Source organism: Halanaerobium salsuginis (assembly GCF_900114545.1).
Lineage (GTDB): Bacteria > Bacillota > Halanaerobiia > Halanaerobiales > Halanaerobiaceae > Halanaerobium > Halanaerobium salsuginis.
The window spans coordinates 28,038-42,031 of sequence record NZ_FOTI01000004.1; the positions used below are offsets into that span (position 1 = coordinate 28,038).

The window sequence follows — 13,994 nt, forward strand, 5'->3', positions numbered from 1 at the left end:
TCACCGCTGTCAATGCCTGACAGCGGTTTTTAACTACTTATTATCCTTGTATACAAGGATAGAAAAGATTTAGCTATTTACAGTTTAGAATTTTCTATCTATACTATATAGTACACCTTTAAAAATTTACATGATTTAAAATCTAATTAAGCAGTAGAGTAGCGAAAAAATTAAGAGAGAAGGAATGATATACTATGACTTTTACAAGAATGCCTAAAAAGCAGGGATTATATAATCCTGATTTTGAACATGATGCCTGTGGCATGGGCTTTGTCAGCCATATAAAAGGAAAAAAGTCACATCAGATAGTTGATCAGGCCCTGGAAGTTCTTGTCAATTTAAGCCATAGGGGGGCGAGTGGTAGTGAAGAAAATACTGGTGATGGTGCTGGTATATTATTACAGCTTCCTGATAGTTTCTTGCGAGAGCAGCTGGCAAAACAAAAAGTAAAACTGCCTGTTCAGGGAGATTATGGAGTAGGGATGGTTTTTTTACCCCGGGCTAAACAGCAGCGAGAAAAAGTAAAACAATTGATAGCAGAACAAATAACTAAAACTGGTCAGCAGTTTTTAGCTTGGCGAGAAGTTCCAATTGATTATAGTGAAATTGGTCAGACTGCTCTAGAAACAATGCCGCAGTTTGAACAGCTATTTATAAAAAAAGCTGCCCAAACGAAGGCTGGAATAGCTTTTGAAAGAAAGTTATATCTGCTTCGCCGTCAAATTGAAAAAATTATTAAAGATTTACCAGCTGAGGAACAGCTTTATTTTGCTTCTCTTTCCAGCCGGACAATTGTTTACAAAGGAATGTTAACTCCAGAACAGCTGGCTAACTTCTTTCCTGATTTAAAAAATAAAAAAATGGCAACAGCAATTGCATTAGTTCATTCTCGTTTCAGTACTAATACTTTTCCCAGTTGGGAAAGAGCACATCCTAATCGTTATTTGATTCATAATGGAGAAATAAATACTGTTTTAGGTAATCAAAATTGGATGCGGGCCCGCGAAGGGATCCTGGCTAGTGAACCTTTTGGAGATGAATTAGCTGAACTGCTGCCTGTAATTGATGAAACTGGCAGTGATTCTGCCCGTTTTGATAATGTATTAGAATTTTTGTATTTAAATGGTCGTTCTTTACCGCATGCAGTGATGATGATGATTCCTGAACCCTGGGAACATGATCCTGCTATGGACAAAAAAAAGCGGGATTTTTATCATTATCATAGTACTTTAATGGAGGCCTGGGATGGCCCGGCTGCAATGGCTTTTACAGATGGAACTAAAGTTGGGGCTGTTCTGGATAGAAATGGTCTGCGTCCTTCTCGTTATTATATAACTGCTGATGACTTACTAGTTCTTTCATCTGAAGTTGGCGTGCTTGATTTACCAGAAGAACAGGTAGTGAGCAAACAGCGGCTAGAACCTGGTAAGATGCTTTTACTTGATACAGAAAAAGGAAGAATAATTAATGATCAGGAATTGAAGACAAAAATTGCTGATGCAGAGCCCTATGGTGAGTGGCTAGCAGAAGAAATGATTCAATTATCTGAGCTGGAGAGCGACCGAGAACTGGCTGACTGTGATAGTCTAACAGCTAATGATTTGGTACAGCTGCAGAAAAGTTTTGCTTATACTTATGAAGATTTGCATAAAATTTTAATCCCGATGGCCGAAAATGGAGTAGATCCAATTGGTTCTATGGGTAATGATGCTTCTTTAGCAGTACTTTCCGATCAGCCGCAGCTTTTATATAATTACTTTAAACAGCGCTTTGCTCAGGTAACAAATCCTCCGATAGATTCAATTAGAGAAAAAATTATTACAGCTGCTAATACTTATCTTGGCTCTGAGGGTAATCTTCTGGCAGCAGAAAAAAAGAGCTGTCAGCAATTAGAATTAGAACACCCACTGCTGAGTAACAAAGAACTAGCTTTAATTAAGGAACTTGATCAGTCTGGTTTTAAAACAGCTGAACTTAAGCTTTGTTTTAAAAGATCTGAAGCAGTAGATCGTAAAGCAGCTGGAGTATTTTTAGAAAAAAAATTAGAGCAGCTTTTTGTCAGAGCAGAAGAATTAATTAATTCAGGAGTTAATATTTTAGTACTTTCCGATCGGGGAGTTAATCAGAAACAGGTTGCTGTGCCAGCTTTGCTTGCAGTAAGTGGTTTGCATCATTATTTAATTAAAAAGGGTTTGAGAACTAAAGTAAGTCTAGTTTTAGAATCAGCTGAACCACGTGAAGTACATCATTTTGCCTTATTAATTGGCTATGGACTTGATGCAGTTAATCCTTATTTAGCCTATGCTTCTTTAACTGATCTGGTTAAAACAGGTCATTTGACAATGAGTTCTGAACAAGCAGTGGCTAGTTACATTAAAGCGGCTGTAAAAGGTGTCATTAAAGTAATGGCCAAGATGGGTATTTCAACTGTGCAGAGTTATCGAGGAGCTCAAATATTTGAGGCAATTGGAATTTCAGCAGCTGTTATTGACAAATATTTTTGTCGGACTGCTTCTCGTATTGAAGGTATTGGTCTAGCTGAAATAGCCTGGGAAGCAATTTTGAACCATGATAAAGCCTTCCACGGGGTTAAAGTTGAACGGGATACTCTTGATCCAGGAGGCAACTTTGCCTGGCGTAAAGATGGAGAAGAACATCTTTATGATCCCGAAACTATTTACCTTCTGCAGCGTGCAGTCAGAGAAAACAATTATGATTTATTTAGAGAATATCGTGATAAAATAAATGATCAAAGTGAGCGCAGACTTACTTTGCGCGGCATGTTAGAGCCAGACTATTTGCCCCGGGCAATTCCGTTGGCTGAAGTAGAATCAGCTGCCTCAATTATGAAGCGTTTTAAAACAGGAGCAATGTCTTATGGTTCAATTAGTCAGGAAGCACATGAAGCTCTTGCAATTGCAATGAACAGGATCGGGGGCAAGAGTAATACTGGTGAAGGGGGAGAAGATTCGGCTCGCTTTACTCCAGATGAAAATGGTGATTCTCGTAATAGTGCAATTAAACAAGTAGCATCAGGTCGCTTTGGTGTTAATTCTCATTATTTAAGTAATGCTAGAGAAATTCAGATTAAAATGGCCCAGGGAGCTAAGCCGGGCGAAGGTGGCCAGCTGCCTGGCAAAAAAGTTTATCCCTGGATTGCAGAAACTAGAGGCACAACTCCCGGAGTTGGCTTAATTTCACCACCACCACATCATGATATTTATTCAATTGAGGATCTGGCTCAGTTGATTCATGATTTAAAAAGTGCTAACCGGGCAGCTAGAATAAATGTCAAATTAGTGGCCGAAGCTGGTGTTGGTACAGTAGCTGCAGGAGTTGCTAAAGGAAAAGCAGATGTAATTTTAATTAGCGGCTATGATGGAGGAACAGGAGCATCTCCCCGGACTAGTATCAGACATGCTGGTTTGCCCTGGGAATTAGGCTTAGCTGAAACTCATCAAACTTTAGTTTTAAATAAACTGCGTGATCGAGTAACCTTAGAAACAGATGGCAAGATCATGACTGGTAAAGACCTTGCAGTAGCAGCAATGTTAGGAGCAGAAGAATATGGCTTTGCAACTACTCCTTTAGTTGCTTTAGGCTGTGTAATGATGCGAGTTTGTAATAAAAATACCTGTCCGGTTGGAGTTGCAACCCAGGATCCAGAATTACGCAAAAAATTTCGAGGTAAACCGGAATATGTGGTTAATTTTATGCGTTTTATGGCAGAAGACTTTAGACATGAAATGGCAGCACTTGGTTTTCGAACAGTAAATGAATTGGTAGGTCGAGTTGATAAATTAAAACAGACTGCCACTCAGCATTGGAAAACAAAAGGACTTGACTATAAAGCTATTTTATATCAGCCAGAACAGGCAAAAGAAAAGGCAATTTACTGCCAGCAAAAACAGGATCATGGTCTTGAAAAAAGCCTTGATTTACAGCAGTTAATTACTTTAGCTGAAAATGCAATTGAAAATAAGCTGGAGTTAGAAGCCGATTTAGAAATTAGAAATACAGATCGAGTTGTCGGAACTATTTTGGGGAATGAGATTAGTAAAAAATATGGGGCAGCTGGTCTGCCAGAAGATACTATTAGATTTAATTTTAGCGGATCTGCTGGTCAGAGTTTTGCTGCTTATTTACCACACGGCTTGACATTTAGACTAATTGGTGACGCAAATGATTATCTAGGTAAAGGACTTTCGGGAGCCAGAATAATTGTTGAAAAATCAACTGATTCTTTGTTTAAAGCAGCTGATAATATTATTGTTGGTAATGTAGCATTTTTTGGTGCTACTGCTGGTCAAGCCTATATTGAAGGAGTTGCTGGTGAACGTTTCTGTGTACGTAATAGTGGAGTAGAAGCTGTTGTAGAAGGTGTTGGTGATCATGGTTGTGAATATATGACAGGTGGGCGAGTTGTAGTACTAGGTAAAGTTGGTCGCAACTTTGCTGCTGGAATGACTGGTGGAACAGCATATGTTTTTGATCAAGATGATAATTTTAAAGATAAAGTAAATCCTACTATGGTAGAGCTTGACTATTTAAGTGAAACTGAAGATGAACTGCTTGTTAAAAAAATGATCAATGAGCATTTGAAATATACTGGTAGTGATCGAGCAGCAGAAATCCTGGCTGATTGGCAGCAGTTAAAATATAAATTTATTCGAGTTATGCCCCGTGATTACCAGAGAATGATCACTGCGATAGCTGACTTTGAAGCTCAGGGTTTAAGTTATGACGATGCTTTGATGCAGGCTTTTGAACAGAATACCCAGGATAAAGCCCGGGTTAGCGGTAATTAAGTATAGAGGAGGAGATAAGATGGGAAAAGCAACCGGTTTTATGGAGTATCAACGTCAACTACCTGCAGAAAGACCCCCCGCTGCAAGAGTTAAAGACTGGGAAGAATTTAAGCAGAAGTTTAGCCAGGCAGCTGCTCAAAAGCAAGGAGCTCGCTGTATGGAATGTGGAATTCCTTTCTGCCATAGTGGTCTGCAAATAGGAGGAATGGTTTCAGGATGTCCTGTTAATAATTTAATTCCAGAGTGGAATGACTTAATTTATAAAGGAAAATGGAAAGAAGCTGTGCAGAGATTATTAAAGACTAATAATTTTCCCGAGTTTACTGGTAGAGTTTGTCCTGCCCCCTGTGAAGGATCCTGTACTGTAGGTTTAAATGATCCTGCAGTAACTATTAAAGCAAATGAATATCAAATTATTGAAAAAGCCTTTGCTGAAGGCTGGATCAAGCCAGAACCACCAGCAGTAAGAAGCGGTAAAAAAGTAGCCGTAGTGGGTTCTGGGCCAGCAGGCCTGGCAGCAGCTGATCAGCTGAATAAACTGGGCCATCAGATCACAGTTTATGAGCGTCAGGATAGAATTGGGGGCCTGCTTGTTTATGGAATTCCAAATATGAAATTAGATAAAACAAAAGTACTGGCTCGTAGATTAAAGATTATGGAAGCAGAAGGGGTCGAGTTTCAAACTGGAACTGAAATTGGTACTGATTTAGCCTTAACACAACTGCAGTCGGAATTTGATGCAGTAGTGCTGGCCGGTGGAGCTACTAAAGCACGTGATTTAGATGTACCAGGTCGTCAGGCGAAAGGTGTCTATTTTGCTGTTGATTATTTAACCCGTAATACCCGCCATTTATTAGAAACAGAGCCTGATAAAGCAGAAAAAACTGCTGATTATATTTCTGCTGCTGATAAAGATGTAATTGTTATTGGTGGTGGTGATACAGGTACAGATTGTGTAGCAACTGCTATTCGTCAGGGTTGTAAGTCAGTTAATCAATTTGAAATTATGCCCCAGGCCCCTTTGACTAGAAAGGATGATAATCCCTGGCCAGAATGGCCCCAGATTTTAAAAGTAGATTATGGTCAGGAAGAAGCAATAGAACTTTTTGGAGCGGATCCCCGTCAGTTTTTAATTATGACTAAAGAAATCATAACTAAAACAGAACAGGGGCAAAAAGTTGTTACAGCTGTTAGAACAGTTAAGATTAATTGGGATAAAGATGAAAATGGACGTTTTGTGCCTGTTGAAGTTGCTGACAGTGAAAAAATTTGGTCAGCTGATTTAATTTTAATTGCAATGGGGTTTCTTGGCCCAGAAGCAGCGCTTGCTGAGTCAGCTGGATTAGAGCGCGACCAACGTTCTAATATTAAAGCTGCTTATGGTGACTTTAAAACTAACTTAACAGGCGTCTTTGCTGCCGGCGATATGCGGAGAGGTCAGAGTTTAGTTGTTAATGCAATTGATGAAGGCCGGCGAACAGCAGCAGCAGTAGATCAATATTTAACTTAAATAATAAAGTAATTATCTGACTATTTTTTCTTTATTTGAATTACTTTTTATGATATTATTAATCTAATGAAATAAAAATATATCTACTAATTAAACTATTTTAAATTTAACTACTATTAATAACAAAAATCACTGTTTCTGGAAACAAATAAGAGATAGGTGGTGTTTAGACTTGAATCAGGATCTTTTAGTTGCTATTCGCCAGATAATTAGAGAAGAAATTTCAGGCATTAAAGCTGATGTAGCAGAGCTGAAAACAGATGTCACAGAGCTGAAAACAGATGTGACAGAGTTAAAAACAGATGTATCAGAGCTAAAAACAGATGTAGCTGCGATGAAACCTCAGTTATTTGAAAATACTCAGCTCTTAAAGTCACTATTAGCTAACTCAGAAGCTCATGGAGCAAAATTAGATCAACTCGATAATCGAGTTGCCAGGCTGGAAGGTAGCAAACAGAGACAAGATAAGCTTGCTGATGAATTTTATCATCATCGTCATCGGATTATTATTGAAACAGAAAAACCTGAGTCTAAAGCTGGTTGATGAAATTATTTTATCAAGTAGTACAAGCCACTACCTATTGTCAAAAGTTGGGTAGTGGTTTTTTGCTTATTCTATGATATAATATATTTATACTTGTTTTAATTATCTTTTTTGCTTAAGGGCTGTTAAAAATAGTTAAAATGTTATATAATTACAAATAATAACTAAACAGCGGGTTAAAAGGGGGCTAACCATGAGAGGTAAACAAAATATCTTACTTGAAAGCGGGACTGGTGAGTTAGAAATATTAAAATTTATTGTTGATGATACTTCCTATGCAATTAATGTCTTAAAAGTAAGAGAGATACTAAGAATTAAAAAAGAAGACATTAAGAAAATGCCTGATAAATCAGATGTGATTTTAGGCATGACCAACATCAGAGGCGATGTAATTATGATTGTTAACTTAAGCTCTTATTTAAAAGCTGAGTTAATTGAAAATGACGGAATTATTATGGCTATTTTAGCTGAATTTAATAATACTAAAATTTTATTTGCAGTTGACAATGTGGTTGGAATTAGTAGAATTGGCTGGGATGATATTCAAGCTCCTGATGACATGATGGGTGATCTGGTTAATGGTGTTATCAAAGCTGAAGATAAAGATTTAATTAATTTTCTTAACTTTGAAAAAATACTAAAAGATTTAAAACCAGAATTAGGTAATAAAGTAGATGTTAAGCCAGAAGATTCAGCTGATTTAAAAGCTAGGCGACTGGATAAAACTCTTGCTTTAGCTGATGATTCTCCTACTACTAGAAATATGATTAAAGATACTTTAGTTGCAGCAGGTTATCAAGATTTTATGATTTTTAGTGATGGTCAAAAATTATTTGACCATTTACAGGAAATTAAAGCCGAATATCCTGATGATGATATTTTAGATCATGTTCAGGGAATAATAACCGATATAGAAATGCCCATGATGGATGGTCATACACTAATCAGAAAAATTCATGAAGATCGTTATCTGCGCAAGCTGCCCACAGTTATCTTTTCCTCATTAATTACCGAGGATCTACTGCATAAGGGTAAGGACGTTGGGGCAGATGCTCAAATAACCAAACCAGAAATTGATAAATTAGTTGGAGTGGTTGATCAGCTTGTTAAAGCAGTACCACCACTGGCCGACTATTAAACTAAATTTTTCTTACTTTTAGCCCACATTGAGTGGGCTTTTTTATTGTTATTTATTAAATAACTTAAAATATTATCCACACAGTTTATAGTGAATAGGTTCACAATTTACAGACTAATTTTAAGATTTAAACTTTAAGCACTGCTATTGTAGGAAATTTAAATAAGTGGTATAATTACTTCAGGATAATTGTGAAATAATTAACAAAAATAAATAAACAAGCAAATCAAGCAAACAAAGGAGCTGAATAAAATGAATTCATTTATGGTCCCCCCTACAATTCATCATGGAGAAGGTGCTCTGGAAGAATTAAAAAATTTGACTGGTGAAAGAGCTGTTTTGGTCACTGGTGGTAGTTCGATGAAAAAATTTGGTTTTTTAGCAGAAGCAGAAGCTTTGTTAGCAGAGGCTAAGCTTGAAACAATGATAGTTGATGGTGTTGAACCTAATCCATCTGTCAAGACTATTGAAAGAGGCAAAAAAGTTATGTTAGATTTTAAACCTGATTGGGTTATTGCTATTGGTGGTGGCTCTGCATTAGATGCTGCTAAAATAATGTGGGCTTTTTATGAATATCCAGAATTAAAATTTGATGAAATAATTGCAGTTGGCTCAATGCCTAAATTAAGACGAAAAGCTAAATTCGTTGCTATCCCTTCTACCAGCGGTACTGCTTCTGAAATTACTGCTTTTTCAGTAGTTACCGATACAGAGAAAAAAATAAAATATCCAATAGTTTCTCCTGAAATTATTCCTGATATTGCAATTGTAGATCCTAAAATACCGGCTACAATGCCTGCTCATATTACAGCTAACACCGGAATGGATGTTTTAGCTCATGCTGTAGAAGCCTATGTTTCAACTGCTGCAACAGACTACACAGATCCTTTAGCTTTAAAAGCAATTAAGCTTGTATTTGAATATTTGCCCAAAGCTTATGCAGATGGTAAAGATTTAACAGCAAGAGAAGAAATGCATAATGCATCTACTCTAGCAGGAATGGCATTTTCTAATGCTTCTCTGGGAATAATTCATAGTTTAGCTCATAAAATTGGTGGAGAACTTCATGTAACCCACGGGCTGGCAAATGCTATCCTATTACCTTATGTTATTGAATATAATGCTGCAACTGCTCCAGAAAGATATCGAGAAATAGAAGAATTCTTAGGGATAGACAACTTAGCAGATGCTATTCGAGAATTAAATAAAAAATTAGCTATTAAGCCTAGTTTTCAAGCAATTGACTGGCTGGATTATACAGATGCTGATTTTGAAGCTATTTTGGTTAGAATGGCTAAAAATGCTCTGGCAGATCCCTGTACTTTAACTAACCCACGGCAGCCAGAAGCTACTGATTTAGAAAAAATATATCAACAGTCATATTATGGTTTATAAAAAATTATAATTAACTACCAATATAGATATAATAAAATAATTAATATTCTAGATAATTATAAACAGGATCCCGCAGGGGTCCTGTTTTTTTATTTATTAAATTATTAGTTTTAGTAAAATAATTTTAAATAGCCGAAAAGAGCAGGAAAAAAGAGGATAATCAGCTTAAAACTGACTGCAGGTCAAATTTGTTAAAAACAGCTGATTTACTTTTTGCTAATAATAAACGATAATAGTTATTATTAAATATAAACTTAAGTAAAATAGTCAAGATTAAAATTGCTGAGCTGAGTTAATTGGGGATGATCATTTTAGATGAGATGAATTTAAGAATTACCTAAAATAAAGGGGGAAATTTAGATGAGATTAAGTAGATTATCTATTAAGTACAAAATTTTATTGATTGTAGTATTGGGAATAACTTTGTTAACTGCCGGTACTATTTTTAGAATTAGAGAAGTTGCGGTTGAAGAAGCTAAAAATACAGCAGCAGTCAAAGCAGCAGCTGACTTAGCTTTTGGCTATCAGGTAGTTGATCTTAAATATCCAGGAGCATGGCATCTGGAAAATGGTCAGCTCTATAAAGGAGAAACTTTAATTAATGATAATAACCAATTGGTTGATAATATTTCGCAGCTTGCGAAAGGTGATATTGTAACTATTTTTGCTGATCGAAAAAGAGTAGCTACAACTGTAATTGAAAATGGCAGAAGAGCTGTAGGTACCAATGTTGATCAGAATGTAGCTGAGGTAGTTTTAAAAACAGGTGAGATTTTTAATGGTGAGGCAGATATTCTAGGAGCGCTTTATCAGACAGCTTATCAGCCAATTAGAAATTCTAATGGCGAAATAATTGGTATTTGGTCGGTAGCTACTTCGCTCGGTTTTGTTCAGCAACTAATCAGTGGTATTACAATTAATACAGCAATTTTTTCTCTTATTGCAACTATAATTTTAATCATTATCCTCCTCTTTTTTGTAGTTAGACTAATCAGACCACTTAATGATTTGAGTCAATATGCTGAAGAAATAGCAGCTGGTAATTTAAATCTGACGATTGCAGAAGCTTATCTAAAAAAAGAAGATGAAATTGGAACTTTAGCAGCTGCTTTTCAGAAAATGTTAATCAAATTAAGAACTGTAATTACTGAAATAACGACTACAGTAGAAGAACTTGGCAATTCCAGCCAGGATCTCACAGCAACTGGTGAAGAATTATCAGCCTCGGCTGATGAGGTAGGTAATTCAATTCAGCATATTGCATCTGGGGCAGAAGAACAGTCAGCTCAAGTGCAAGAGGTTACTTCTTTAATTGATACTCTAGCTGAAGATATTGATAAAATATCTGCCAATTCGCAGGAGATGGGAAAACAGTCACAGAATGTAGTGGAAAACATCAAAAGCGGTAATCAAGCCTTGACAAATTCAAAGCAGAGTTTTCAACAGGTAAGTGAAAATACCCGTGCCACCTCAGCAGTGATAGATTCACTTGGGCAGTCTTCGGAAAAGATTGGTCAGATAGTAAATTTGATCAATGACATTGCTTCTCAGACTAATCTGCTGGCTTTAAATGCAGCAATAGAAGCAGCCCGGGCTGGGGAGGCTGGGCGGGGATTTAGTGTAGTAGCTGATGAGATTAGAACGTTAGCTGAACAGGCAGCTAAGGCAACGGAAGATATCTCTCGTTTAATTATTTCTATTCAAAAAGATGTTAAGAATACAGTTAGTAAAATGAATCAAAATGAAGTTGAAGTTGACAATAGTGTGGCAGAAATAAATCGAACTGCTGATGTTTTTGTTGATGTTACCAGAGCAGCTGATAGTTTAAGCCAACTGATTTCAGCGATTGAAAGAGAAAGTATTAGTATGAATCAAAATAGTGAAACTGCTCGTTCTGCTGTCGGAGAAATTGCAGTTGTAAGTGAAGAAGCAGCTCATAATGCAGAAGGTGTAGCAGCAGCCAGTATTGAACAATCTCATTCCACAAGAATAATTGCTGAATCTGCAGAAGCACTTGTTGAAACTGCTGGTAATTTAGCTGATTTAGTCAGGCAGTTTAAATTAAATTAAGTTTTGGGAAACACAGTTTTTAATTAAAATAAATTAAACTTTACCTGTTTAAAAAATTCTCCAACTGTGTTTCCTGAAAATTTTAATAGATACTATATTTAACTGATTCCAATTGCAATTGGAATCAGTTTTTTTAGCAAGATAATTATCAATATTTTGTCAAAAAATGTAGTTCAGTTATAAATAGTAGTAAAAAAGAGTATTTTACAGTTAAAGATAAGTTAAACATGATTTTGACCGGCAAGTAGAGTTAATTTAATTAAAAAAATTACGATAATTATATTAGGTAGAGGGAAATTGTTTGTTTTAATATGGGGGAGATTTAATCTAGTAATAAACTAAAAAATTAGGGGAGGAAGCTAAATGTTAAAACTAAACAAACTGGCAATAAAATACAGAATATTGCTTATTGTAGTAATTGGACTGATACTGATGATTGGGCTAATTTTATTTCAGATTAGAAATGCGGCTATTAAAGAAGCTAAATCAGCAGCTTTAATTAAAGCAGAATCTGATTTAAATACAGGTTATCGAATTCTTGATCTGGAATATCCCGGGGCCTGGCATCTGGAGGGGGAAAAACTATATAAAGGTAATACTCTAATTAATGGTAATTATGAAATTACCGATCAAATTGGTGAGCTGACTCAGGGAAATACAGTAACTATTTTTGCTGAAGACACCAGAGTTGCTACCAATGTCCAGCAAGATGGTCAACGGGCAGTCGGAACTAAAGTTTCTGCTCAGGTAGCTGAGCAGGTTTTAAATCAGGGCCAAAACTTTTATGGAGAAGCAAATGTAGTTGGCAATCAATACCAAACAGCTTATATGCCGCTTCACAATTCAGATGGAGATATAGTTGGCATTTGGTATGTTGGGACTTCACTTGCTTTTGTAGATAGTATGGTTAAAGGTGTTACCGGTATGACAACTATTTTTGCACTTTTAGCAGCTTTAGTTTTTGCGTTAATTGTTTTTATTACTGTTTTTAAATTGACCCAGCCACTTAATGTTCTCAGTGATTATGCAGGTGAGATTGCTGCTGGTAATTTAATGATTGAAGTTAACCCCAAATATTTAAAACGTGAAGACGAGATTGGTGTGCTGGCCCAGGCTTTTGCAGATATGATAGCAAGTCTAAAAAATATAATTACTAATATTGAAGCAAGTGTGCAAGAATTAAGCAATTCCAGTCAGGATTTAACTGCTACTGGAGAAGAATTAGCAGCTTCTGCTGATGAAGTTGGTAATGCAGTTCAACATATTGCTTCAGGGGCTGAAGAACAGTCAGCTCAGGTAGAAGAAGCTGCTTCAACAATGGAAAATCTGACAGCAGAGATTAGTCATTTAAGTCAGAATACTGATCAAATGACCGCACAGTCTAAGAATGTGTTAGATAATATTATGAACGGTAATCAATCGCTGGTTGATTCTGAACAAAGTTTTAAAGAAGTAAGTAAAAATACAGAGTTAACTGTAGAAGTAATTGATTCATTAGGACAATCTTCTGAAAAAATCGGAGAAATCATCAATTTGATTAATAATATTGCTGCTCAAACTAACCTATTAGCTTTAAATGCTGCTATCGAAGCAGCTCGAGCTGGTGAAGCAGGACGGGGATTTAGTGTAGTAGCAGATGAAATTAGAGAATTAGCTGAACAGTCCAGCAGTGCTACTGAAGATATTGCAAAATTAATTGTTTCTATTCAACGAGATGTTAAAAATACAGTTCAAAAAATGGATATTAATAAAGAAAAAGTTGCTGCAAGTGTAGAAGAAATTAATCAAACAGCTGCTATTTTTGCCCAGATAATGATTGCTTCCGAAGAATTAGAACGGATTGCAACCGAAATTGGGGAACAGGGTATGAGAATGGATGAGAGCAGCAAAACAGCCGGGGAAGCAGTACAAGAGATAGCATTAGTTAGTCAGGAAGCTGCTCAGAATGCAGAAGGGGTAGCAGCGGCAACTGAAGAACAGTCTAGTTCAACTAAAATGATTGCAGAATCAGCTGAAGATCTAGTTAGAACTGCCAATGATCTGGCTGATTTAATTAAACAGTTTAAAGTTTCTTAAATAAAATTAAAAAAGCCAAAAAAGGCTAAAAAGCAGAGAAAAATAGATTTAATTTGATCTAACTGTTCTTAAAAGCTCAAAATGACTCTAAATAAGATTTAATAAAATGGCTGCTCTCCCGATATTAATAGCAGAAAGTAAAAGTAAGTGAGTTTTTTAAGGAGGGAGCAGCCATGAAGATTAATGGAATTCCAACAGGAAAAATAGATCAATATTATAAAAAAATGCAGCAGCATCAGGCAGCACAGCAGAGTGAAAGTAAAGATGATAGTACTAAAATCTCTGCCAGGGCAAAAATAATCATGACTGCTAGAGCTGAACTTAAAAATATTGCTGAGCCTGGTAGTGAAAAAATAGCTAATTTAAAAGCTGAACTTAAAAATGGTAGTTATCAGGTTGATAGTCAGCAGATTTCAGCTAAGATTTTAAAAAAATTTAAGTAGGTGTTAAGTA

The 13,994-nt window shown here is 36.2% G+C and carries 8 protein-coding genes; all 8 read left to right on the forward strand.

What is annotated here, in order from left to right; all coding sequences use genetic code 11:
* The first annotated feature begins 194 nt into the window (after positions 1 to 194).
* The 8 genes from gltB to flgM all read left to right on the forward strand — a co-directional run bounded on the left by gltB (position 195) and on the right by flgM (position 13,984).
* Entirely contained in the window at positions 195 to 4,808 is a 4,614-nt protein-coding gene (gltB, locus tag BMZ74_RS02540) for a glutamate synthase large subunit (RefSeq protein WP_089859206.1), read from the forward strand.
* Between the two features lie 19 nt (positions 4,809 to 4,827).
* Positions 4,828 to 6,318 (forward strand): glutamate synthase subunit beta, encoded by a 1,491-nt coding sequence (locus BMZ74_RS02545; RefSeq protein ID WP_089859209.1) that lies wholly within the window; start codon positions 4,828 to 4,830, stop codon positions 6,316 to 6,318.
* Between the two features lie 172 nt (positions 6,319 to 6,490).
* Entirely contained in the window at positions 6,491 to 6,862 is a 372-nt protein-coding gene (locus BMZ74_RS02550; RefSeq protein ID WP_089859212.1) for a coiled-coil domain-containing protein, read from the forward strand.
* A 193-nt stretch (positions 6,863 to 7,055) separates the two neighbouring features.
* Positions 7,056 to 8,000 carry a chemotaxis protein gene (locus BMZ74_RS02555; RefSeq protein WP_089859216.1) on the forward strand — a complete coding sequence of 315 codons (945 nt, stop codon included), beginning with the start codon at positions 7,056 to 7,058 and terminating at the stop codon, positions 7,998 to 8,000.
* A 252-nt stretch (positions 8,001 to 8,252) separates the two neighbouring features.
* Positions 8,253 to 9,395 (forward strand): iron-containing alcohol dehydrogenase, encoded by a 1,143-nt coding sequence (locus BMZ74_RS02560; RefSeq protein ID WP_089859220.1) that lies wholly within the window; start codon positions 8,253 to 8,255, stop codon positions 9,393 to 9,395.
* 360 nt (positions 9,396 to 9,755) lie between these two features.
* Positions 9,756 to 11,465 carry a methyl-accepting chemotaxis protein gene (locus BMZ74_RS02565; protein ID WP_089859223.1) on the forward strand — a complete coding sequence of 570 codons (1,710 nt, stop codon included), beginning with the start codon at positions 9,756 to 9,758 and terminating at the stop codon, positions 11,463 to 11,465.
* A 363-nt stretch (positions 11,466 to 11,828) separates the two neighbouring features.
* Positions 11,829 to 13,541, forward strand: coding sequence for a methyl-accepting chemotaxis protein (locus tag BMZ74_RS02570; protein WP_245750794.1), 1,713 nt, complete (start codon positions 11,829 to 11,831; stop codon positions 13,539 to 13,541).
* Between the two features lie 173 nt (positions 13,542 to 13,714).
* Positions 13,715 to 13,984, forward strand: a complete 270-nt coding sequence (gene flgM / locus BMZ74_RS02575; protein ID WP_089859226.1) for a flagellar biosynthesis anti-sigma factor FlgM — start codon at positions 13,715 to 13,717, stop codon at positions 13,982 to 13,984.
* Positions 13,985 to 13,994: the final 10 nt, after the last annotated feature.